At 64.3% G+C, this 20,762-nt stretch carries 24 protein-coding genes; 14 read left to right on the forward strand and 10 right to left on the reverse strand.

What is annotated here, in order from left to right:
* Position 1: 1 nt before the first annotated feature.
* Genes AC1DXX_RS15555 through cobJ form a run of 4 tightly spaced genes read left to right on the forward strand, consistent with a single transcriptional unit; the run spans position 2 to position 3,426 of the window.
* The gene (locus tag AC1DXX_RS15555; RefSeq protein WP_478135100.1) at positions 2-1,198 is read left to right on the forward strand and encodes a hypothetical protein; all 1,197 of its coding nucleotides are present in this window, start codon (positions 2-4) and stop codon (positions 1,196-1,198) included.
* Entirely contained in the window at positions 1,198-1,824 is a 627-nt protein-coding gene (locus tag AC1DXX_RS15560; protein ID WP_478135101.1) for a precorrin-8X methylmutase, read from the forward strand. Before AC1DXX_RS15555 ends, AC1DXX_RS15560 begins: the two co-directional genes overlap by 1 nt.
* Positions 1,821-2,552: a precorrin-2 C(20)-methyltransferase gene (locus AC1DXX_RS15565; protein WP_478135102.1), complete on the forward strand. Its 732-nt coding sequence runs from the start codon at positions 1,821-1,823 to the stop codon at positions 2,550-2,552. The genes AC1DXX_RS15560 and AC1DXX_RS15565 overlap by 4 nt, the downstream gene beginning before the upstream one ends.
* A 58-nt stretch (positions 2,553-2,610) precedes the next feature.
* On the forward strand, positions 2,611-3,426 hold the full coding sequence (gene cobJ, locus AC1DXX_RS15570) for a precorrin-3B C(17)-methyltransferase (protein WP_478135103.1): 816 nt from the start codon (positions 2,611-2,613) through the stop codon (positions 3,424-3,426).
* On the opposite strand, the gene AC1DXX_RS15575 is transcribed toward cobJ, so the two are convergent.
* Positions 3,387-4,160, reverse strand: a complete 774-nt coding sequence (locus AC1DXX_RS15575; protein ID WP_478135104.1) for a cobalt-precorrin-6A reductase — start codon at positions 4,158-4,160, stop codon at positions 3,387-3,389. The two genes, cobJ and AC1DXX_RS15575, sit on opposite strands and share 40 nt — an antisense overlap.
* On the opposite strand from AC1DXX_RS15575, the gene cbiE reads away from it, so the two are divergent.
* The 7 genes from cbiE (at position 4,159) to AC1DXX_RS15610 (ending at position 10,458) form a co-directional block, all read left to right on the forward strand.
* The gene (gene cbiE, locus AC1DXX_RS15580) at positions 4,159-5,370 is read left to right on the forward strand and encodes a precorrin-6y C5,15-methyltransferase (decarboxylating) subunit CbiE (protein WP_478135105.1); all 1,212 of its coding nucleotides are present in this window, start codon (positions 4,159-4,161) and stop codon (positions 5,368-5,370) included. The genes AC1DXX_RS15575 and cbiE overlap by 2 nt on opposite strands.
* Positions 5,367-5,783, forward strand: a complete 417-nt coding sequence (locus tag AC1DXX_RS15585) for a cobalamin biosynthesis protein (protein WP_478135106.1) — start codon at positions 5,367-5,369, stop codon at positions 5,781-5,783. The genes cbiE and AC1DXX_RS15585 overlap by 4 nt, the downstream gene beginning before the upstream one ends.
* Positions 5,780-6,562: a precorrin-4 C(11)-methyltransferase gene (gene cobM, locus AC1DXX_RS15590; protein ID WP_478135107.1), complete on the forward strand. Its 783-nt coding sequence runs from the start codon at positions 5,780-5,782 to the stop codon at positions 6,560-6,562. Before AC1DXX_RS15585 ends, cobM begins: the two co-directional genes overlap by 4 nt.
* Before the next feature lie 79 nt (positions 6,563-6,641).
* On the forward strand, positions 6,642-7,328 hold the full coding sequence (locus AC1DXX_RS15595; RefSeq protein WP_478135108.1) for an energy-coupling factor ABC transporter permease: 687 nt from the start codon (positions 6,642-6,644) through the stop codon (positions 7,326-7,328).
* A gap of 34 nt (positions 7,329-7,362) precedes the next feature.
* A complete protein-coding gene (cobF, locus tag AC1DXX_RS15600; protein ID WP_478135109.1) occupies positions 7,363-8,133 on the forward strand; it encodes a precorrin-6A synthase (deacetylating) in 771 nt (256 codons plus the stop codon).
* Positions 8,134-8,703: 570 nt separating this feature from the next.
* Positions 8,704-9,465 carry a hypothetical protein gene (locus AC1DXX_RS15605; RefSeq protein ID WP_478135110.1) on the forward strand — a complete coding sequence of 254 codons (762 nt, stop codon included), beginning with the start codon at positions 8,704-8,706 and terminating at the stop codon, positions 9,463-9,465.
* A 69-nt stretch (positions 9,466-9,534) separates the two neighbouring features.
* Positions 9,535-10,458, forward strand: coding sequence for a hypothetical protein (locus AC1DXX_RS15610; RefSeq protein ID WP_478135111.1), 924 nt, complete (start codon positions 9,535-9,537; stop codon positions 10,456-10,458).
* A gap of 61 nt (positions 10,459-10,519) precedes the next feature.
* Here AC1DXX_RS15610 and AC1DXX_RS15615 read toward each other — a convergent pair whose 3' ends face one another.
* The 9 genes from AC1DXX_RS15615 to AC1DXX_RS15655 all read right to left on the reverse strand — a co-directional run bounded on the left by AC1DXX_RS15615 (position 10,520) and on the right by AC1DXX_RS15655 (position 16,513).
* Positions 10,520-11,485, reverse strand: coding sequence for a glycoside hydrolase family 75 protein (locus tag AC1DXX_RS15615; RefSeq protein ID WP_478135112.1), 966 nt, complete (start codon positions 11,483-11,485; stop codon positions 10,520-10,522).
* A 291-nt stretch (positions 11,486-11,776) separates the two neighbouring features.
* On the reverse strand, positions 11,777-11,998 hold the full coding sequence (locus tag AC1DXX_RS15620; protein ID WP_478135113.1) for a hypothetical protein: 222 nt from the start codon (positions 11,996-11,998) through the stop codon (positions 11,777-11,779).
* Positions 11,995-12,516, reverse strand: a complete 522-nt coding sequence (locus AC1DXX_RS15625) for an HAD domain-containing protein (RefSeq protein ID WP_478135114.1) — start codon at positions 12,514-12,516, stop codon at positions 11,995-11,997. The genes AC1DXX_RS15620 and AC1DXX_RS15625 overlap by 4 nt, the downstream gene beginning before the upstream one ends.
* Positions 12,513-12,728 (reverse strand): hypothetical protein, encoded by a 216-nt coding sequence (locus AC1DXX_RS15630; RefSeq protein ID WP_478135115.1) that lies wholly within the window; start codon positions 12,726-12,728, stop codon positions 12,513-12,515. The genes AC1DXX_RS15625 and AC1DXX_RS15630 overlap by 4 nt, the downstream gene beginning before the upstream one ends.
* Positions 12,725-13,558 carry a metallophosphoesterase gene (locus AC1DXX_RS15635; protein ID WP_478135116.1) on the reverse strand — a complete coding sequence of 278 codons (834 nt, stop codon included), beginning with the start codon at positions 13,556-13,558 and terminating at the stop codon, positions 12,725-12,727. The genes AC1DXX_RS15630 and AC1DXX_RS15635 overlap by 4 nt, the downstream gene beginning before the upstream one ends.
* Positions 13,555-14,400, reverse strand: a complete 846-nt coding sequence (locus tag AC1DXX_RS15640; RefSeq protein ID WP_478135117.1) for a metallophosphoesterase — start codon at positions 14,398-14,400, stop codon at positions 13,555-13,557. Before AC1DXX_RS15640 ends, AC1DXX_RS15635 begins: the two co-directional genes overlap by 4 nt.
* Complete coding sequence (locus tag AC1DXX_RS15645) at positions 14,397-14,849, reverse strand: HAD domain-containing protein (RefSeq protein WP_478135118.1); 453 nt, start codon at positions 14,847-14,849, stop codon at positions 14,397-14,399. The genes AC1DXX_RS15640 and AC1DXX_RS15645 overlap by 4 nt, the downstream gene beginning before the upstream one ends.
* A gap of 91 nt (positions 14,850-14,940) precedes the next feature.
* Positions 14,941-15,867: a metallophosphoesterase gene (locus AC1DXX_RS15650; RefSeq protein WP_478135119.1), complete on the reverse strand. Its 927-nt coding sequence runs from the start codon at positions 15,865-15,867 to the stop codon at positions 14,941-14,943.
* Between the two features lie 319 nt (positions 15,868-16,186).
* Positions 16,187-16,513, reverse strand: coding sequence for a hypothetical protein (locus AC1DXX_RS15655; RefSeq protein ID WP_478135120.1), 327 nt, complete (start codon positions 16,511-16,513; stop codon positions 16,187-16,189).
* Positions 16,514-16,578: 65 nt separating this feature from the next.
* On the opposite strand from AC1DXX_RS15655, the gene AC1DXX_RS15660 reads away from it, so the two are divergent.
* From AC1DXX_RS15660 to AC1DXX_RS15670, 3 genes are read left to right on the forward strand one after another with little or no spacing between them, the layout of a single operon-like run.
* The gene (locus tag AC1DXX_RS15660) at positions 16,579-17,610 is read left to right on the forward strand and encodes a DGQHR domain-containing protein (RefSeq protein WP_478135121.1); all 1,032 of its coding nucleotides are present in this window, start codon (positions 16,579-16,581) and stop codon (positions 17,608-17,610) included.
* On the forward strand, positions 17,603-19,186 hold the full coding sequence (locus tag AC1DXX_RS15665; protein WP_478135122.1) for a radical SAM protein: 1,584 nt from the start codon (positions 17,603-17,605) through the stop codon (positions 19,184-19,186). The genes AC1DXX_RS15660 and AC1DXX_RS15665 overlap by 8 nt, the downstream gene beginning before the upstream one ends.
* The gene (locus tag AC1DXX_RS15670) at positions 19,186-20,742 is read left to right on the forward strand and encodes an ATP-binding protein (RefSeq protein ID WP_478135123.1); all 1,557 of its coding nucleotides are present in this window, start codon (positions 19,186-19,188) and stop codon (positions 20,740-20,742) included. Before AC1DXX_RS15665 ends, AC1DXX_RS15670 begins: the two co-directional genes overlap by 1 nt.
* Positions 20,743-20,762: the final 20 nt, after the last annotated feature.

Here is a 20,762-nt window from a genome sequence, read left to right on the forward strand (position 1 = left end):
CATGTCCCACGCAGCTCACCCAGCGCCCACCGCGCTGCGCCCTGCCGCCAAGGGCTGGTGCCCCGGCGCGCATCGCGCCATGGCTTCCGGCGATGGCCTGCTGGTGCGGGTGCGGCCGCGGCTGGCGCGCTTGACGAGCGCGCAGGCCCTGGAGCTGTGCGAGCTGGCCGGGCGCCTGGGCTCGGGGCTCATCGACCTGACCCATCGTGCCAACCTGCAGTTGCGTGGCGTGACGCCCGACGCCCACGGCGCGGTGATCGATGCACTCTGCGCCCTGGGCCTGGCCGATGCGGACGCCACGCGAGAAGCCTGGCCGCTGGTTCTCGTGGCGCCTTGCTGGCAAGCGGGCGATGACACCGAAGGCATCGCCACGGAATTGTTGTCGCGCCTGAACGAACTGCCCGCGCTGCCGCCCAAGTTCGGGTTCGCAGTGGACGCGGGGCCGGCGCCGGTCCTGGCTGCGGCACCGGCCGACGTGCGTATCGAGCGGGCCCGCTCGGGCGGCCTGCTGGTGCGCGCCGACGGCGCCGCGGCCGGACATCCCGTGTCTCGCGCCGGGGCGGTGGATGCGGCATTGGCGATGGCCGACTGGTTTGCGGCGACGGCCAAGGGGGTCGAACCGGCATCGCGGCGAATGCGTCGCCATCAACAGATCTTCAGTTGGGCCGACGGCCCGCAGCCGCTCGAACCCGCGACCGCCTCGGCCTCGCTGCCCACACCCGGCATGTCCTCGCTCGGACCGGTCTACGGCGTGCCTTTCGGACAGATCGAGGCTGCGGCCCTCGCCGCGCTGCTGCGCGACAGCGGCGCCGTGGGGCTGCGCCTGACGCCGCATCGCGCCCTGGTTCTGGAAGGGGGCCGGTGGTGCGATGCGAGGGCTTTCATCACCGTGGCCGGCGATCCCTTGCTGCGGGTCGATGCCTGCCCCGGCGCGCCTTCGTGTGCTTCGGCAACGGTGGCGACCCATGCGCTCGCCCGCGCACTTGCTTCGGGGCTGGCTGCGGCGGGCACCGGTGCACCCCGCAGCCTGCACGTGTCCGGCTGCGCCAAGGGTTGCGCACGTGCGCGCCCGGCCGATGCCACTTTGGTGGGCCGCAACGGCGCCTTCGATCTCGTGCGCAGCGGATGCGCCTGGGACGCGCCCGTGCAAACCCGACTGTCCCCTGAAGCCTTGTGCTCACTCATCGGAATGCCCTGATGCACGTCTTTGAAACCGATGGCGCGGAAATCTACCGTCGCTCTTTCGCCATGATCCGGGCCGAGGCCGATCTCTCGCGCTTCGATGCCGACGACGAGCCCGTCGCGGTGCGCATGATCCACGCGGCCGGCCTGATCGGGCTGGAAGCGCAGCTGCGCTTCCAGCCCGGCTTCAGCCGCGCGGCGCGGGCGGCGCTGGCGGCCGGTGCACCCATCCTGTGCGACGCACGCATGGTCAGCGAAGGCGTGACCCGCTCGCGCATGCCGGGCGGCAACGAGGTGGTGTGCACCTTGCACGACCCGGAGGTACCCGGTCTGGCCGCGGCCATGTCGACCACCCGGTCTGCCGCCGCGCTGGAACTGTGGCGACCTCGGCTGCAGGGCGCCGTGGTGGCCATCGGCAATGCACCGACGGCCCTGTTCCATCTGCTGAACATGCTGCAGGATCCGGCCTGCCCGCGGCCCGCGGCGATCATCGGTTGTCCGGTCGGCTTCGTCGGCGCGGCGGAATCGAAAGACGCGCTGTGGGCCGAACAGCCCGCGCCCTGTTGCATCGTGGCCGGACGCCTGGGCGGCAGTGCCATCACGGTGGCGGCGATCAACGCGCTGGGGAGTCGTCTGGAATGAACCCGCGCGGCACCCTGTACGGACTGGGCCTGGGCCCCGGGGATCCGGACCTGATGACCGTGCGCGCGCACCGCCTGTTGCAGCGCGCGACCCATGTCGCCTACTTTCGCAAGGCCGGCCGGCCCGGGCAGGCGCGCCGCATCGTGGACGATCTGCTGCCCGAAGCGGTGACGGAACACGCGATGGAATACCCCGTCACCACCGAGATCCCGGTGGACGATCCGGCCTACAACCAACTGCTGTCCGGCTTCTATGCCGAGTGCGCGTCGCAGCTGCGGGCGCTGTCGGACGCCGGCCACGACGTGGTCGTGCTGTGCGAGGGCGATCCGTTCTTCTATGGCTCGTTCATGCACCTCTACACCCGGCTGATCGAAACCCACCCGGTGCAGGTGGTGCCGGCGATCACCGGCATGTCGGGCGCATGGACGGCCACCGGCCAGCCCATCACCTGGGGCGACGACGTGTTGACCGTGCTGATGGGCACGCTGCCCGAAGCGCGGCTCGCGCGCCACATGGCCGACAGCGAGGCGCTGGTCGTGATGAAGATCGGTCGCCACATCGACAAGGTGCGCCGTGCATTGACGGCGGCGGGTCGACTGCAGGACGCCTGGCTGGTCGAGTTCGCCACCATGCCGGGTCAGAAGGTGATGCGGCTTGCGGAGGCCGAAGGCCGCGTCACGCCCTACTTTTCGATCGTGCTGGTGCATGGGCAAGGACGGCGGCCATGAGCGCCGCCCGGCCGCCCGAAGGCGCTCGCACCGCAGTGCGCAGCACGGAGGTCGCCTGATGAGCGTGGCGACGAACGCAGCCACGGCGGCGACGCATGCAGCGGGCTGGCTGGTCATCGCCGGGCTCGGCCCGGGCGCCGATGGCTGCGTGACACCCGAGGTGAGCGCGGCCCTGGCCGATGCCACCGACGTGGTGGGCTACATCCCCTACGTGGCCCGCGTGGCACCGCGCGCCGGACTCATGCTGCACGCGAGCGACAACCGCGTCGAGCTGGAACGCGCCGTCCACGCGCTGCGCCTGGCCGCCCAAGGCCGGCGCGTGGTGGTGGTGTCGTCGGGCGACCCGGGTGTGTTCGCGATGGCCTCCGCGGTGTTCGAGGCGGCGGAGGCGGGCGATGCTGCATGGCGTCTGCTGGACGTGCGCGTGTTACCCGGGATCACCGCGATGCTGGCTGCCGCCGCACGCGCCGGAGCGCCGCTGGGCCACGACTTCTGCGCCATCAACCTGTCGGACAACTTGAAGCCCTGGGCCCTGGTGGAACGCCGTCTGCGGCTGGCGGTGCAGGCCGATTTCGCGATGGCCTTCTACAACCCGCGCTCCGTGTCTCGCCCGAGCGGCTTCGCCCGAACGCTGGCCGTCCTTCGCGAGGCCTGCGGCGCGGCGGGAAGCCCGGCGCGTCCGGTGATCTTCGCCCGTGCCGTGTCCACGCCCGACGAGACCATCCGCGTGGTCGCACTGCGAGATGCACAGCCCGAAATGGCCGACATGCGTACCGTCGTCATCGTCGGCTCCAGTCTGACGCGGGTCATTGCCCGCGAGGGCCGACCCTGGGTCTACACGCCGCGCTCGGCGCCGCGCGAGGTGGGCGCATGATGCGCTGTCTCCAGCCACAGCAGCACCTCGGCCACGCGCGTCGCTTCCTGTCGCGCGGGCAGCGGTGGCCGCGCCACCATCACGATCGGCAGTCCGAGCTCGCGGGCAGCGTGCAGCTTGGCCTGTGCACCGGTGCCGCCGGCGTTCTTGCAGACCAGGACGTCCACGCGCTGCGCGCGCAGCAGGGCGATGTCGCCTTCCAGGTCGAAGGGCCCGCGCGAGACGATGACCGTGTGTTGCGGCAAGGGCGGCCGCAGCTCGGGCAGGTCGACCAGCCGCAGGATGTAGTGGTGCTGTGGCTGTGCCGCGAAGGCGGACAGGTGCATGCGGCCCAAGGCCAGCATCACGCGCCGCGGTGGCCCGCCCAGCGCGGCGACAGCCGCGGGCAGGTCGGGCACGGGCTGCCAGCAGTCGCCAGGACCTGCCTGCCAGCCGGGGCGAGTCAAGGCCAGCAAGGGCAGGCCGCACTCCGCGCAAGCCGCCACCGCGTTCGCGCTCATGCGCGCGGCGAAGGGATGGGTGGCGTTCACGACGTGCGTCACCTGCTCTTCGCGCAGATGGCGCACCAGGCCGTTCACGCCGCCGAAGCCACCCACGCGCACGGCGATGGGCTGCGCCTTGGGCTGGGCCACCCGGCCGGCATAGGACAGCACGGCGCGTTCGCCCCTTTCGGCGAGCGCCCGCGCCAGCGCGCTCGCTTCGAGCGTGCCGCCCAGGACCAGGACATTGCGCATGGCTGAATTCACTGAAGTTACCCCCTGGTTGACGATCATCGGGCTTGGCGAAGACGGGTGGGAGGGCCTGCCTTCCGCCAGCCGCGCGGCACTCGATGCGGCCGAACTGGTGGCCGGCAGCGCCCGGCATCTGGCGTTGTTGCCCCATCTCCGCGCCGAGCGGCTCGAATGGCCGGTGCCGTTTGCCGATGGCATCCCGATCCTACTGGCACAGCGCGGTCGCCGCGTGGCGATGCTGGCCTCGGGCGACCCGTTCTGGTTCGGCGCGGGCAGCTCGGTGACGCGCCATCTCGGCGCGCACGAATGGCATGCCTTGCCCACTGCATCGACATTCGGCCTGGCGGCTGCGCGCCTGGGTTGGCCGCTGGAGCACCTGACCTGCCTGGGTCTGCACGCGGCGCCGCTGGCGCGTCTGCGACCGCACCTGCACACGGGCGAGCGGCTGCTGCTGCTGCTGCGCGACGGTGCCGCAGTGACGGCGCTCGCGCGCTACCTCGTCGACAACGATTTCGGCGCCAGCGCGATGAGCGTGCTCGAAGCACTGGGCGGCCCGCACGAGCGGCGGCGCGACGTCGCTGCGTCCGCCTTCGACCTAGCCGATGTGCGGCATCCAGTGGCCGTGGCCTTGCAGTTGGCCGGAACGGGCATGGCCATGCCGTGCAGCACGGGCCTGCCGGACGACGCATTTGCGCACGACGGCCAGCTCACGAAGCAGAAGGTGCGTGCCCTGGCGCTGTGCGCCCTGGCACCGCGGCCCGGCGAGCGGCTGTGGGACATCGGTGCGGGCTCCGGGTCGATCGGCATCGAATGGCTGCTGGCGCATCCGAGGTGCGAGGCCGTCGCCATCGAGGGCGACCCCGAACGCGCGATGCGGCTGCGTGCCAATGCCGACCGGCTGGGCGTCGATCGGCTCGCATTGGTGACAGGCAGCGCTCCCGAAGCCTTGGCCGGCCTGCCGCCGCCGGATGCGATCTTCATCGGCGGCGGCCTCAGCGACGCAATGCTGGCGCATCTGTGGCGCGTGCTTCCGCAAGGCTGCCGCGTGGTGGCCCATGCAGTGACACTGGAATCCGAAGCGCTGCTGAGCGACTGGCACGCGCGCGCCGGCGGCAGCCTGACACGCATCGAGCTGGCGGAGGCCGCGCCATTGGGAACGCGGCGCGCCTGGCGCGCTTCCTACCCGATCGTGCAATGGAGTGCGACGCGATGATGGTGGCGGGTTTCGGTTTCAGAAGCGGCGCGACGCTAGCATCGCTGCGCGACGCGTTGGCGCACGCGGCCGCGGCCTTGCAACCCACGGTGCCGGTGCAGTCGATTGCCTGGCTCGCCGCTGCGCAAGACAAGGCCGACGCGCCGTGCCTGCGTGCGCTGGCCGAGGCGCTGGGCGTGCCGGTGTGCGCCGTGGAGGCTGCGCGGATGAACGCCACCGTCACCCTGACCGACCACGCCCGGGTGCGTGCGCTGCGCGGCAGCGGCAGCACCGCCGAAGCCGCGGCCCTGGCGGCAGCCCTGATGCACGTCGGTCCGGGTACAACGTTGCTTCATCCACGCGTGGTGTCGACCGACCGCCTTGCCACCTGCGCGATCGCCGCGCGAACACAACAACCGGAGTTTCGACCATGACCATCCACTTCATAGGCGCCGGTCCCGGTGCGCCAGACCTGTTGACCCTGCGCGGGCGCGACCTGATCGGCCGCTGCCCTGTCTGCCTCTATGCCGGCTCGCTGGTGCCCGAAGAAATCCTGGCGCACTGTCCACCCGGCGCGCGCATCGTCAACACCGCGCCACTCGATCTCGATGCCATCGTCGCCGAATTCGTCGCCGCCCATGCGGCAGGGCAGGACGTGGCGCGGCTGCATTCGGGCGATCTGTCCGTGTGGTCGGCGATGGGCGAGCAATTGCGCCGTCTGCGGGCCGTCGGCATCCCCTACACGGTCACGCCCGGCGTGCCCTCGTTCGCCGCCGCGGCGGCCGCGCTGGGTGCCGAGCTCACGCTGCCGGGCCTGGCGCAGTCGGTGGTGCTGACGCGCACATCCGGCCGCGCGTCGCCCATGCCCGCGTGCGAGACCTTGGCTGGCTTCGCCGCCACCGGAGCCACGCTCGCCTTGCACCTGTCCATCCACAAGCTGGCCGAGGTGGTTGCAGAGCTGGTGCCGTTCTACGGCGCCGAATGTCCGGTTGCCGTGGTCTATCGTGCAAGTTGGCCGGACGAGCAGATCTTCCGCGGGACCTTGACCACCATCGAGGCGACGATGGGCGAAGGGGTGGAACGCACCGCGCTGATCCTCGTCGGCCCCGCACTGGCCGCAGAAGGCTTCGCCGAAAGCCGCCTCTATGCCGGCGACTACGATCGAAGGTTCCGGCCGACACGCGCCGAACCGGGCCATTCGCCAACCACCTGACATCGCGTTTCTCGTTCCCTCCCATCAACCCCCTCGCAGCTCCGCGCAGCGGACTGCACTCACCCTACGGAGCCCCGCCATGCACATGGAACCCGGAATCGTCGACGGCAGCAAGATCCTGCTGTCCTATGCCACGGCGAGCGCCTGCGCGCTCTATGTAGTGAAGCTGTCCCTGAACCACATTCGCGAGGAGGGTGCGGGCTCGCTGCTGCTGCGCAGCGTGCTCGGCGCCATGCTGATCTTCGTCTTCTTCGAGGTGTTCCCGCACGCGCCGGTCGGTGTGTCCGAGGTTCACCTGATCCTGGGCTCGTCGCTGTTCCTGATTCTGGGCGCAGCGCCCACCGCCATCGGCCTGGCCGCGGGGCTGGCGCTGCAGAGCCTCTTCTTCGAGCCGCAAGACCTGCCGCAATACGGCATGAACGTCACCACGTTGCTGGCCGCGCTGTTCGCCATGCAGGCGGTGGCCAAGCGGGTGCTGCCGGCCAAGCTTCCCTATGTCGAGCTGGGCTACGCGCATGTGCTCAAGATGTCGGTGGTGTTCCAGGGAGGGATCGTCGCCTGGGTGGCTTTCTGGACGATCTACGGCCGCGGCTTCGGGGCAGAGACGCTGCAAGCCGTGGGCAGCTTCGGCGCCGCCTACATGACGGTCGTGCTGCTGGAGCCGCTGGTCGACCTGGCCGTGCTGGCAGCAGCCAAGGGGCTGCGCGGGCGGGCAGGGCAGGGCGGGTCGGTGCTGCTGACGCGGCGTCTGCACCACGCAGCCTGACCACGAGCTGGCCGATTGCCGCGCAGGCCCGCTGATGGATGCCGTCTCCACGATCGAGCTGATGCTGATTGGCATCGGCACCGGCAATCCCGAGCATCTCACGCTCCAGGCCATCGGTGCATTGAAGCGCGCCGACCTCATCCTGATTCCGCGCAAGGGCGCCGACAAGGCCGAGCTCGCCGACTTGCGCCGCAAGATCTGCGCAACGCATCTGAACAGTCAGGCCCGACTGGTCGAGTTCGATCTGCCTGTGCGCGACATCGCCGCGCCCAGCTATCTCGACGGCGTGCACGAGTGGCACGCGGCCATCGCCGCCGTGTGGGCGGGGCAGATCGCCACATGCCTGCCTCATGGCGGTCGCGTGGCACTGCTGGTCTGGGGAGACCCCTCCCTCTACGACTCCAGCATGCGCATTGCCGAACGGTTGCAAACGGCTGGCATGGCGCTGCGGGTCGAGGTGATTCCCGGCCTGAGCAGCGTTCAGTTGCTGACCGCCGCACACGCCATCCCGCTCAACACCCTGGGGGCCTCGGTGCTGATCACCACTGGACGTCAGTTGAGGGCCGGCGGCTGGCCGGCAGGCCTGGACACGGTCGTGGTCCTGCTCGACGGTGCCTGCGCTTTTCAGGTTCTACCCCCGGAGGGCATCGAGATCTATTGGGCAGCGTATCTCGGGATGCCGCACCAATTGCTTATTGCCGGCCCTTTGGCCAGCACGGGACCACGCATCTGTGCGCTTCGCGCAGCAGCCCGCGAGGAGCACGGCTGGATCATGGACAGCTACCTTCTTAGACGGAGCGTGTAGTTCTCCCAGGTCTTGCCGGTTCGACGGATTGAACGTGCGGCCTTGCTAGCGCGCGTCATCGGGTCGACGACGGCTTGCACCATCTTGATCCGATCGACCTTGGTAAGCGTACGGCAAGCAACGCCGCTCTCCCTCAATAAAAGATTGAACGAAGAAGAACTCAAGAATCGACCGATGGGCGAACTTGTATAAACCATCAGCATCGTGATTGCCCGAGCATGAAGAGCGACAGCGGTCGGCATCGAGGCGGTTCCCTGAGCGATTTCTTTCCTCCCCTTGCCTCTACCAGCGCCGAACCGCTGTCGAAGGGCAGTGTGCGTGACTCCAGTGAAGTCAGAGTGAAGCCCGTGTCGGAGTTCTGTGAAACGATGCTTGTCGTCTTGTTTCGCGCAACTCCTACCCTGGAACACACAAAGAGCCTGGTCGCGCTTCCCCTGAAAAAGGGATGCGCGGCAGCTCAACAAGCAGTTCAATTCGACTCCCAGCGCCATCGCTTCGTAAGCGTCGGTATTGCGCTCCAGTGCACGGCGATCAGGCGGTACAGCTTTTTTCCCACGAAGGAGTTCCCCGATGACCGCAAGCCTCGTTCCCATCGACGTCCCCTCGATCTACCTTCAGGGAGGCCACAAGGTGCCGCTGCCCAAGCGCATGGCTCTTTGCACGCCCGACATGAAGATGGCCATCTTCAAGCTCGGTGAAGCGGTCAAGGAACGGGACGGGCTCTTCGCCCTGTCGGACCTCTTTCGCACCTACGAGATGCAGCTCCAAGCGGCACTCGACTACGAATCCGGGAAAAAATCTGCGTTCAGTCCCCGGCCCGGGGGGAGTCTTCACGAAGCGGGCCGTGCATTCGACGTCGACCTCGGGTCCCTACAGATGACCCTCGACAAGTTCTGGAGCCTCGCCGGGAGCTTCAACGTCGTTCCGATCAACGACACAGCAGACCCCAGCCTCAAGGAAGCATGGCATTTCGAGTGCAGAGGCAGCCACCAACTTGTCTACGACTATTACAAGATCGGCAAGGGAGCAAATTTCAAGAAGCCCTATAGCGCCATGGCGGCAAGCGCGATCCTCTCGGTGGGAATCAGGCACGACCGCTTTCCGGAAAACGCCGCGGTTGCCCGGCTTCAATCAGGCCTGATTCGCCTGGGCCACGACATCGGAAACATGGACGGCGCCCTGGGCCCCAAATCGACGAAGGCCCTGCAGGCAATGGGACTGGCCGAGATGGCTCTGGAGCAGCAAACGAATGCGGTCGAGGCCCAGCTCCAAGCCAGGTTTCCGGCCGAGTACTTCGACGCGGTGCCCGACGAAGCAACATTGAGCCCGTGAACAGGTCGCTCTTGTTGTTGCAAGGCTTTAGGCGTTGAGTACGCAGTCGAATGATCGCGAGGGAGGTGTATGGCCAAGAACGAAGTCCCCGGTCGCGATGCAGACGAGAGACCAGTAGCGCAGACTAGGCGAGAGCGCGACGATCCCGTGCTCTGGCTGGTCATCGGCTTCTGCCTTCTCGTGCCGGTAGGGTTGTGTATTCATTGGGCGGCATCGGACCATCTCTATCCGCCCATGCTGATCGCTGTTCTTTTAGGGATCGGTGTCGCCGCATTGACTTACCGGTATCTGGGCGCGACGGGTGGGTCCGCGTTTTCGGTGGGACTGCTCAAAGTCGCGGGGTCCGCAGCATTGCTTCTCGGCACTGCATGGTTCACGAACTCTGAACTGGCGAAGCAGATGTCCAAGGACACATTGCCCAACAAGATCAGCGAACTCAAGGCGCGCATTGCCGGCGATGCAACGAAGATTGAGGCCTTGGAGCAGGAGATCACGAGGCTCAAGTCTGACGAGGAAAAAGAAGACTTGGAGAACGAGGCTTCGGTCGTTCAACGTGTGTCCAATCTGGAGCCTGATTCCCCGGCAGTCCAGAAGATCTTGGAACTGATCGAGAAGAAGAGTGGCCCTTTCTCGGAAGTGAAGAAAAAACTCGTCGCGAGGGTCACGTTCACGCCGAATCCTCGTGACAAGGGGCGTTTCTTCGCGTGCAAATCCATGGCGCTGACTGGCGAGCGCGTGCGGGTGTCCCGGCGTCCGGAAACCGGGCAAGACGAGAACTACGCGGAGGTCGATGCGATGGAGGCGGGAGGCATCGCCTCGGGACCATGCGACGCGCCGGATCGCAAGTTCGATTTGCAGATGAGCTGCGAAGCCGGGCTCGCGCTACTACCCGAGGAAATCGTGGGCTGCTCCAGGGACGGCAACGTCAACTGGAAGACCCCAAAGGGCGCGCGCGTCGTCAGAGTCAGTCTTGAGGTTCTTGCAAGGAAGTAATCTCTATTCTTTGGTGCGCCCGTTCCGGTCGTCGTTCGGCTCGCCCGGCTGCCGCGCGATCTCACTTCGCGTGAGTAGCGAGAAACTGCAGCACCCGCTCGCCGGCTGCCTTCTCAACGACCGCGTTGACTGTTTGACTCTCCAACGGCTTTGGACGCGAGCCCGGAAAGACGATGAAGGTCACGCCCGATGGAATACCCACGCCGCTGCCTTTCTTCAGGGCACGACAAGGCAACTGCCCCTGTACGGCGCACTGCGGATTGCCGAGATCCTCGTGTGTGCGCATCGAGGCCTCGCCGAGCCGAAACCAGGGACCGGCGTCGCCAACAACGGCCAGGGAGCATTGCTCACCCTTGACGACAACCGCCAGGTCCCCTTTGCCGACACCGGTGTCCTTCATCAGTGACAGGGCAGGGATCTTGGGCACAGGCAGCGGCATGACGATAAATGGCACAGCCTCTGCATTGACGAAGTGATCCTTGGAGCCCTTGTCAAAAGTCAGCCAGGTCTGGACGTCGTTTGGCCAGCCGCTGCCGCCAACCACAGGCGAGCCATCTGCGTCGACCCCGGCTTTCGAATTGAAGACCACCGTGCCATCGGCGTAGCGATCAATCGACGCAACCCGATTGGGGTCGCTGGAGCACCGCAGTCGCTTCCCGTTGTGCTTCGGTAGGGCGAGACCGGCAAAGCGGTTGGAACGGTCGCAATCGTCGTACAAGGTCTTCCACGTCTTGCCCTTGGCGCCTTGAGCAGCCAACGGCTCGCCAGGCTTTAGCTTGGTCAGGCCAGCGGAGATAGCGCTGCACATCTGCGCCCGTGATACCGACGTTGATGCCGCGGGTGCCGCCGGCACGGATTCCACCTGCGACACGGTCGACGTCACCGGAGCTTTCGTCGGCGAGCCCTCGACTGGTGCATTGCTTTCCGGGCTGGAAGGCCGTGGCGATGCACAAGCGACCAAACTACCGGCCATGGCCAGTCCAGCAATCCAGCGCATATTCGCGCTGCGTCGACGTGGGTGGATCATCGTTGTTTTCCCTCCGACTGGTTTTGCGGGCGCCCGGCTTGATGCCGCCACCACCATCCTTCTTGGACATCCGCACAGTGATGTGCGGTGCGCCACGTTATGCGGTCTTTCCAGGCACGTCAACTCCGTATCGCCGACATGATTTGTAGAGTCGACTGCCGCCTGGCAGACGGCGCGCGACCTCGCTCTGCCTCAAAATTCGGGTAAAGAGTCGAACACCGAATCGGCGTAGCTTCCGACACTGAAAGACGAACATTCGATGGGCAAGAAATACGTCGGCAAGAAATGCGTCTACTGCGAGCGATCCGAGGCTGGCAGGATTGGCCCCAGCTCGACGTGCAGAGGCTGGCGTACCTGGATGTCGCCCAGCAACACGATCGCCTCAGGCTGAAAGTCGACCGCAGCGATTACTGGCTCGAGATCTCCGTGGGGGTCGCCGAAGAACATCAACTGCGGCGTCGGCTGTTTGTGCTCGGATTGCGCGCGGAGGTTCGATGAGACGAGGAGGTTCATTTCATGTGCGTCGAAGTGGCGACGAAGCATCGGCCGGCCGCGAACCGAAGAAAGTGCGAGCGCAGTTCCTGAAAGCTATCTTGATCGAATGCGCGCTGGGGGTCGGTCAGCACGAGCTGCTGGAGGTTCGCTACAAAGTTCCCGGGCCAATCGTCAAGTGCGACCCACTCTGCGTCACTGCGGCCGTTCCCATCGAGCCAGGCCTGGATCTCCAGTTGGCGCCGGTTGTGGACGGCCAGATCGGGATCAATCTGCGGCGTCGCTCCGATGATCCGAGGCCGGATGTCGGCGCTGAAATATCGCTGCAGTTGCTCGATGCTTTCGGCTCGCCGCCAATCCGACGAGATGATGATGTCGACAGACGTGAACTCGCGAAGGAGCTCTTCCAGAAGCGGCAGATGACTGAAGAACTTGCTGCTGAACGAGTAGCCGGTCTCGACGGGATGAAGAACGCCATCGATATCCAGGAACAGCAGGTCGCTGGAGTCACCAACGTGGGTGGTGCGCGGAGTTGTCATCCGACGAAACCGGCTTGGAAGGACTCCAGGAGATCGAGCACATCGGCGGCTCGCCCCTCGGCCACCAGCGACTCAGATGTCTTGTAGTCGAATGGCGCGAGTGGCTCGTTCCTGTACCAGAGGATGGCCGCCTCGAGGTCCCCGCCCGAGACCGCAGTCGCGGCAGCCACCACTTGCTGGATCGGGGGGATAGATGACTGGATGTCACTCATAGCTCGACCATGAACTCGGGGTTGAACTGCTTGTTCTCCTGGTCACGGCCATGCCGCATGTATCCCCGGGGGTTGCACACCACGCGGCAGTTACCGACCTGGTAATCGAAGCTCTCGTGGATGTGGCCGTGTACCCAGAGCGAGGGAACGTCGAAGAAAGAGTCCGGAAGCTCGCTCACGAAGGCGCCGGACAGCCAATTGGCCTGGTAGTGTGGTGCGAGCGATCCGCGGTGCGGTGCATGGTGGGTCACGACCACCGTCGGTCCGTCGAAGGGCTCGGCCAACTTCTGGGCCAGCCAGGCTCGGTCACGCTGGTGCAGCGCTCGCGTGTCCTCGGGCGTCAGGCGGCGCTTCCTCGGCTTGACGTGCACCATGGACTGATCGGCAGGCTCTGGTGTCTCGGCCCACCGGATCGATGAGTAGTCGTTGAGTTGGAGCTTGGCGATCTTCATGGCGCGCTCGATGTCGACGGTGGGGCCGGCCTTGGCCTGGATGGGCAACTCGAAATCGGTCCACAGCGTGCAGCCCAGAAATCGGACGCCCTCGATCACGGCCTCGCCAGGCGCCAGCAAATGAACCTTGCACGCGGCCGCAGACAGCGCCATTTCCTTCTGCGTGGTCCGCAGCACGCCGCTGTAGAACTCGTGGTTGCCCGGCACGAAGACGATCGAGACCGTGTCCCCGAAAGTGTCTGCCCGCCGGGCCCAGCGCATGGCCTTGGAGCCGGGCACGAAGATGTCCCCGGCAAGGATCACGACGTCGTAGTCGATCTTCGGGACGTTGAAGACGCCGAACTCGAGATGCAGGTCCGACAGGATGAGTAGCTTCACGAGTCCTCACCTCCAGTAACATTTTGCACATCGATGACCAGACCAGGATCGAACGCCTTGTTCTCGATCCTGCCGCTCCAGTTCACATAGCCGCGCGGGTTACTCACGACTCGGCAAGAGCGGACGCGATAGTCGAACTGCTGATGCGTGTGACCGTGGACCCAGAGCACGGGCACATCAAAGAACGCATCCGGAAGCTCGGTGACGAAGGCACCTGAGGCCCAGTCATCGGCGTAGCGCTGCGCCAGTGAACCGCGATGCGGCGCATGATGCGTCACCACGACCGTCGGTCCAGCGAAAGGTTCCGAAAGCTTGTCTCGCAGCCAGGCACGTTGTGCCTGATGGATCCGCAGCGTATCGGCAGCCTGGAGTTTTCGTCCCTGTTTGTCGCGCCAGGTATCGGGTTCGGCCGACTCGTCGACCGTGCGGATCAGCGCGTAGTCGTTCAGCAGATTGGTCGCCGTCTTCATGGCACGCCCGACATCGCTGACCGGACCTTCAGGCGTCTCGATGGCAAGCTCGAAGTCGGTCCACAACGTCGCGCCGAGGAACCGCACGCCGTCGATCACTAGCTCGTCACCGTCGAGCAGGTGGACATTGCTTCCTTCGGCTTCGCGGCGCGCTTCGGCCAATGTCGTTTCTAACCGTCCGTCGTAGTACTCGTGGTTTCCAAGCAGATAGATCACCGGCTTGCAGCGAAAACGATCCGCCGCCCACTGGATGGCGCGCTTAGCCGGCGAATGGATGTCGCCGGCGAGGATGACGACATCGAAATCGAGATCAGGTGCCGGCTCGAAGGGTGCGAACTCGAGGTGGAGGTCGGAAAGAACCAGTACTTTCATTGGGACGCTCCTTCAAAGCGCGCGCGAAGCTCGGCACAGGCCTTGTCGTCGAAGCCGGTGAACGAGCCGCATACCACCAGATGGTCCTTGCAGTGGTCGAATTGCCAATAGGCATCGTCGAGCGCAACCCATGTCTCGTCGACCGCGTCGTGGATCTGTAGCCAGGCGAGGATTTCTCCTTCGCGCTGCCTGCACGGCGGCGGAAGGCCGAAACCCGAAGGCGGCGTGGCTCCAAGAATTCGGCCGCGGATGTCGCTGGAGAACGGCTTCAGCAAGGTCTCATAGAGCAGTTGCTCGCGCCAGGACGAACTGATCACGATCTTCACATGCGGGAACTCGCGCAGCAGCGCCTCCAGCCGGGGCAGAAAGCAGAAGTCGACGCCGCCGTTGAGGATGTGATCCTCCCCCTCCGGATGGAGTACGCCGTCGAAGTCGAGGAACAGGATCACACCGGGCTTCCTAATCCTGTCCCATCCAGCGACCGCGCGAGGTGCGAGCCCATGTCGATGCCGAAGGCGCAGAACGGCGCCGGGACGGTCCTCATACGACACCCCCGTGTTGAATGGCGTTGAGCACCGATCGCACCTTGTCCGACCCGCCCCCGACAGCGAAGGCTGCTGGCGTTTGGCCGTCGAGCCATTCGTGCGGCTTGTTCAGCCAGGCTTGGGCTTCTACGCCGAACACCTGAGCAGCGAGATTCAGCAAGTCTTGTGGAGGACTTCCCACCCCAGTCTCATCCCGCGGCCAGGTCAGGTGCGAGCCCATGTCGACACCGAAGGCACGGAATGGTGCCGCGGCGGTCTGCATCCCCTCGGCGAGATAGTCGATGTTCTGATGATGGTGGCCATGGACCACCAACTGGACACCGAGTGTCTCGGCGAGTTCGTCGATCGCCTGCCAGCCGTGCGGGTGAGCCGCCGGCGCCTCGTGCGTCACCAGGATGTCGGCGGGCTGGCTCCGCAGCAGCTGCTGGAAGTCGTCCGGGAAGATGGTGGAGCGGTACCGGCGAGCAATGCCGTCTCTCCACCGCTCCTCGCGGCGCATGGACCGGCGCAACGCGTCGGCCGAAGCGAAGGCGGCTTTCTTGATCGGCCGCCGCGGATCCCAGATCTTGCTGCGAAAGATGCCGCCCAGGCCCGCGACCCTGTACCCGGCGATCTCGACGATCCGTCCGTGCAGGTTGCGGTCCGCGAGCTCCGATCCCCACAGGTTGTCGTAGTCGGCATCGGAATCCGTGTCGTGGTTCCCATGGATGAACCAGACCTCGGTGATGCCCATGATCTGCCGTAGTTCGATGTGCAGAGGCTGGCGCGCCTGGATATCGCCCAGCAGCACGATCGCCTCGGGCCGAAAATGCTCGACCGCAGCGATCACGGGGGCGAAGTCGCCGTGCGGATCGCCGAAGATCAGGATATCGGGGCTAGCACTTGCAGGTGGGAGAGGCGAAAGTTGCTTTGGGCTGACCATTCTGGGCTCCTGGATGGAGCCGAATTTGTCAGCTCCTGGACTGGGGAACGAGGATGAGGCGAGGCGATATCGCCGCCGCTATCCGGTTCGAGGTTCGGGTCGAGGTCCGCGAACATATGGCCATGCGCACAGCCACGCCTGCGTCGGATGCGACGCGGTGAGTGGTTGCGGCTGAGAAGTTCAACATGGCGTTTGAAGTGAGTCTTGACGGAGCGTTTTCGTCAGACTCATCTTAGCGGTGACCGCTGCATCCAGGCAACCAACATCGTCAGAATGCAACGGCTGAACGAAGGCAGGCTCGGTACGGGAGCGATGCCGCCTAGACTGGGCGCATCCAGACGCTACTGCAAAAGGATCGCCAGCGTCCCGTTCCATTGGCCACTTCGACCTTGGAAATCACATTGACCCGGATGGTCGGGCGATCGAAGTCACTCGTCTCAAAGATGAGATGCGCGTGCAGGTGCGGGCTCAGCAGCCCTTGAAACTGCTCGATCTCACTTGAGCTGCCGCAGCCAGAAGTCGTCGAAATCGATGGCAACCGAAACAACGCGTGCTTCTTCGGCAGCTCCTTGGTTGTCCGCAATTTGCAGAATGGCGCTGCAATTTGTCGCTCAGTTCCCCAATGAGAAGAGGGATCGACATCCACGACAAATTCTGGCCTAATCGAAACATGCATACGACAGCGGCGAAAATGCATCGCTAAACTGCAAAATGAAACCAGAGCCCGTGATCATCCGCGGACAAACCGGCTACTCCGGTGGCCAGCGCGTCTTTCTTGGCTTCGCGCCTGCTAGCGTCCTGTGCGGCATCAGCTACGCGGACGTCTTGGACGAACAGACGGGCGCCGGTTACCAGAGACGCATTGCGCGAGAGCATAGTCTGGCCTTCAAGCGCTACATCCAGACCGAAGGCGCGACCACCATCCCGTTGACATTCAACCTGCGCCAGACTTGTGCATCCGCATGGGAGCTGGTTGAGGCGCCGGACGGGTCTGCGACATTGACTGTCGACGCGTCCGCGGGCCGCGTTCTCACACAGGTCGACGGCCAGCACCGGCTCGGCTTTCTTCAGGACAGTCCTGTCGTTTTCTCGTTCATGTCCTTCATCGGTCTGTCCGAGGGGCAGGAGATGGAAGTCTTTCGCACGATCAATGGCAAGGCCAAGGGATTGAGCAGTAGCCTACTAGATTACACGGGCGCAAAAGCGCTTGGCTCTGACCTCGCCGAAGTCGACCCGGCGCTCTTCGTGGCTCTGGGGCTGAACCGGGAGGGCGAGTCCCCCTGGTGCGGTCGCCTTGATCTGGGCGGTGGTAATACGGTTGGCCCTAAGCGGATTGCCTCACTGCGCACCATGCACCAAGCCGCCCAGCGAATGCTCAAGGCAGCGCAGGTTGGAGACAAGGTGGATGCCTCTGCGTGGCTGGAGCGCAGCATTGCCTTCTGGCAGGCAGTCGTCCTTGTTCTTTCGGAGCAATGGGCCGCGCCACGGCAGCACATGCTTTGCAAGGGCATCGGGGTGTACGCGCTCATGAGCCTTGCAGGGCACCTTGTGCGCGAGGCGGGTAACCGTCCTCTGACCGTCGACTATTTCCTGGCCAAGTTGTCTGATTTTCTTGACCAGATCGATTGGACGAATCATGGCCCGCTGGAAGGCTTCGGTGGATCAAAGGGCGCCGACATGGCGCTCAAGATGATCCTTGAAGTACGCAAAGATATTCATACGCGATTGAGTCAACATGCCTAATAGAAACATCCTGCTCGTCGAGCCGGGATACCGCAACAAGTACCCGCCACTAGGGCTGATGAAAATCGCCGCATATCACGGGCCCTACGGTAAGAAGGACAACGTCGTTTTCGTTAAGGGCGACCGGGCGGAGGTCCTTGGACGTCCATGGGATCGCATTTATGTGACCACTCTGTTCTCTTTCGAATGGAAAGAAATCTCCAAGTCCATCGAGTACGCCATCCAGGTTGCCGGCAGTCCGCGCAAGGTATTTGTTGGCGGCATCGCCGCCTCACTCATGCACGAACAGTTCGTCAAGGAGTTCAAGTGGCGGGGGGTGCGCTTCATCAAGGGATTGCTGTCTGAGCCACCCGCGGTCGCGCTGGAGCTGGACGAGTTCGAAGAGGAGCTGTACGCGGACGACCGCAATGGAACGCCCATCGAAGACCTGATTCCGGACTACTCGATCATTGAGCAGATCAGCGAGTACTACCAATATCCGGTCCACGATGCGTACTTCGCGTATGCCTCACGCGGATGTGTCCGCAAATGTCATTTCTGTGGCGTGCCGAAACTTGAAGGTGCGCAGCGTGACGGCCAATCGATCACGGCACTCGTAAAAGCCGTGGACGAGCGCTACGGGCCGCGCCGCGATCTGATGTTGATGGACAACAATGTCGCTGCATCGGCGAACTACCGCAACATCATCGCGGAGATTAGGGATCTCGGGTTTACACCGGGAGCAAAGCTCGCGCGGCCGGGCAAGGTTCCTGTTCAGCGCCGCGTGGACTTCAATCAGGGTGTGGACGCGCGCATTCTCTGCAAGGACAAGATGTACCTGGAGGAGATGGCGACGATTGCACTGAAGCCTCTACGAATTGCCTTCGACCACATCGGTGTGCGCAAGCCCTACGAGACGGCTATCCGCATGGCCCACAACGTGGGCTTGAATGACTTGTCCAACTACATGCTCTACAACTTCCATGACACGCCGGAAGACCTGTACGCGCGCATGAAGCTGAACATCAACCTGAACGTTGAACTTGGCTGCAGGATTTTCTCTTTTCCAATGCGATATCAGCCCACTGACATGAAGGACCGCTCTCATATCGGCGAGCATTGGAGCCGCTTCGCCCTCCGGTCTATGCAGACAATTTTGCAGGCCACGCACGGTATTGTGAGCGGCTCGCCCGACTACTTCCACACTGCTTTTGGTTCAGATGAAGGCGCCTTCCGTGCCTTGCTGTTGCGCCCGGAGCGCTTTCTCTTTAATCGCTTCTACTACGAGAAGTTTGAGGGCCGAGCAGAGTTTGAAGAGTACCAGTCGCAGTTCGTTCGGCTAGGTGACACTGACCGCAAGGAACTCGCAGCTCTCCTTTCGGGTGTCAAGCCTCGTGACTACGCTGGATTGGCGRACAAGACCACAAACACGGCTGTCCAGAGGATCCTTCCCTTCTACATTCCGCTGGACAAGCAGTTGGAGGCCGACATTTGGGAAAAGATGCGCGCAAAGGGCAAGGCGGCGGTACTGGCGGCCCCCGAAGTGCCTGACGACGAACGTGTAGAAGACGCAGGGTTGACGGAAGAGGTAGTGTGATGCAAGAAACAATGATTCGGCTGGCGGTACCAGCCAAGATCTCCGCCATTGATGACGACATCGTTGTGGGCAAGGATGTTCTCGAGCTGGTTGCCGGTGCGATGTATGCCGATCCCCTTACGGTCTACCGTGAGTACATCCAGAATGCGGCGGATGCGATTGACGAGGCTCGTGGTGCAGGTCTCCTTGCCTCCAGCGAGACGCCCCAGGTCCAGATCACGTTTGATCACGCTAACCGCTCTGTTCGCGTCAGAGACATCGGCATTGGCGTCTCCAATGGCGACTTCGTTCGGCGCCTTACCGCGGTAGGTGCCAGCGGGAAGCGCGGCGCGAAGCAACGTGGTTTTCGTGGCGTTGGGAGGCTGTCTGGCCTGGGCTATTGCCAAGAGCTTGTCTTTCGCAGCCGCGCCAAGGGCGATGCAAAGATCAAGGAGCTCAGTTGGGACGGCCGCGCGCTGCGCGAGAAGTTGCGCGATCCTGCGTTCACAGGGGGGCTGGGAGACTTGATCCGTACGATCGCGCGCGTGACCACGCACTCCGATGACGGCACATTTCCCGCGCATTTTTTTGAAGTCGAGATGAAGAAGGTCGTGCGTATCAAGAACGACCTGCTCATGAACGAGGAGGAGATCCGCAACTACCTGTCGCATGTCTCTCCTGTTCCGTTCCATCCCGACTTCAAGTTTGGCACTCAAATCCGCGCCTGGTTGGCTGAGCAAGGGGTCAGCGAGCCCATCAATATCGAGCTCAATGACGATCGGGGCGTGGTGTATCACCGCATTACAGATCGTGTCGAGTCAGGGCGGCAGGCGAGTGTCGATTTCTCCGGTGCAGAATTCAGGACGCTCACGAACTCGGCTGGCGAAGTACTTGCCTTTGGCTGGCTACTCGAACATGGCTATCTGGGCGCCATGCCCCGCGGCTCACGCCAGGGTGGTATCCGGCTGCGAACGGGCGATGTACAGGTTGGGGATGCGAGCGTACTCGCACCGCTTTTCGTGGAGCAGCGCTTCGGATCGTGGGCTGTTGGCGAACTTCACGTAGCCCACCCGAAGATTGTTCCCAACGGCAGGCGCGATGAGTTTGAACACTCTGCGGCCTACACGGAGCTGCAGGATGAGCTGAAGCGGCTGACGACGGAGATCGCGCAGACGATTCGCGGTCGTTCCGAGGCGCGACAGCGGGAAAGACGTCTGTCAGCTTCCATCGCTTCAGCGGAAAACTGGCTGGACATCGCGCAGCGCCGTGCGCTGCATGAGACGATCCGCCGCGCAGCGCTCCAGCAGGCGGTCGAACACGTCAAGGGTGTAGAGAAACAGCTTGCCAAGAAGGAGCCTGATGAGCTCACGCAGGCCAACCTGCATCGCCTGCGCGCGCAGGTCAAGCGCCTAGACAGCAGCTTGGAGAAAAAACGCGAGGGCACGCGTACGCAAGGTACGACGAAAGGGGCGCTGGCCGCTGTCAACGCAATCCTGTCGTCGTCCCTCCAGGCCCAGAAGGCGCTTCCCATGGCCGAACGCGTTCTCGCTGCGATGGAAGGACGGCTGAACGACTAGAGCCGTCGAGTAGGAGCGCT

The organism is Variovorax sp. P4_B10 (genome assembly GCF_056402375.1).

What these genes read in the sequence shown, in the direction of transcription:
- AC1DXX_RS15615 (WP_478135112.1), bottom strand. Translation starts at nt 11,485, where the DNA reads ATGATCCACCCACGTCGACGCAGCGCGAATATGCGCTGGATTGCTGGA.
- AC1DXX_RS15650 (WP_478135119.1), bottom strand. Translation starts at nt 15,867, where the DNA reads ATGGTCAGCCCAAAGCAACTTTCGCCTCTCCCACCTGCAAGTGCTAGC.
- AC1DXX_RS15565 (WP_478135102.1), top strand. Translation starts at nt 1,821, where the DNA reads ATGAACCCGCGCGGCACCCTGTACGGACTGGGCCTGGGCCCCGGGGAT.
- AC1DXX_RS15620 (WP_478135113.1), bottom strand. Translation starts at nt 11,998, where the DNA reads ATGAACCTCCTCGTCTCATCGAACCTCCGCGCGCAATCCGAGCACAAA.
- AC1DXX_RS15640 (WP_478135117.1), bottom strand. Translation starts at nt 14,400, where the DNA reads ATGAAAGTACTGGTTCTTTCCGACCTCCACCTCGAGTTCGCACCCTTC.
- cbiE (WP_478135105.1), top strand. Translation starts at nt 4,159, where the DNA reads ATGGCTGAATTCACTGAAGTTACCCCCTGGTTGACGATCATCGGGCTT.
- AC1DXX_RS15585 (WP_478135106.1), top strand. Translation starts at nt 5,367, where the DNA reads ATGATGGTGGCGGGTTTCGGTTTCAGAAGCGGCGCGACGCTAGCATCG.
- cobM (WP_478135107.1), top strand. Translation starts at nt 5,780, where the DNA reads ATGACCATCCACTTCATAGGCGCCGGTCCCGGTGCGCCAGACCTGTTG.
- AC1DXX_RS15610 (WP_478135111.1), top strand. Translation starts at nt 9,535, where the DNA reads ATGGCCAAGAACGAAGTCCCCGGTCGCGATGCAGACGAGAGACCAGTA.
- cobF (WP_478135109.1), top strand. Translation starts at nt 7,363, where the DNA reads ATGGATGCCGTCTCCACGATCGAGCTGATGCTGATTGGCATCGGCACC.
- AC1DXX_RS15630 (WP_478135115.1), bottom strand. Translation starts at nt 12,728, where the DNA reads ATGAGTGACATCCAGTCATCTATCCCCCCGATCCAGCAAGTGGTGGCT.
- AC1DXX_RS15555 (WP_478135100.1), top strand. Translation starts at nt 2, where the DNA reads ATGTCCCACGCAGCTCACCCAGCGCCCACCGCGCTGCGCCCTGCCGCC.
- AC1DXX_RS15605 (WP_478135110.1), top strand. Translation starts at nt 8,704, where the DNA reads ATGACCGCAAGCCTCGTTCCCATCGACGTCCCCTCGATCTACCTTCAG.
- AC1DXX_RS15560 (WP_478135101.1), top strand. Translation starts at nt 1,198, where the DNA reads ATGCACGTCTTTGAAACCGATGGCGCGGAAATCTACCGTCGCTCTTTC.
- AC1DXX_RS15670 (WP_478135123.1), top strand. Translation starts at nt 19,186, where the DNA reads ATGCAAGAAACAATGATTCGGCTGGCGGTACCAGCCAAGATCTCCGCC.
- AC1DXX_RS15625 (WP_478135114.1), bottom strand. Translation starts at nt 12,516, where the DNA reads ATGACAACTCCGCGCACCACCCACGTTGGTGACTCCAGCGACCTGCTG.
- AC1DXX_RS15660 (WP_478135121.1), top strand. Translation starts at nt 16,579, where the DNA reads ATGAAACCAGAGCCCGTGATCATCCGCGGACAAACCGGCTACTCCGGT.
- AC1DXX_RS15575 (WP_478135104.1), bottom strand. Translation starts at nt 4,160, where the DNA reads ATGCGCAATGTCCTGGTCCTGGGCGGCACGCTCGAAGCGAGCGCGCTG.
- cobJ (WP_478135103.1), top strand. Translation starts at nt 2,611, where the DNA reads ATGAGCGTGGCGACGAACGCAGCCACGGCGGCGACGCATGCAGCGGGC.
- AC1DXX_RS15595 (WP_478135108.1), top strand. Translation starts at nt 6,642, where the DNA reads ATGCACATGGAACCCGGAATCGTCGACGGCAGCAAGATCCTGCTGTCC.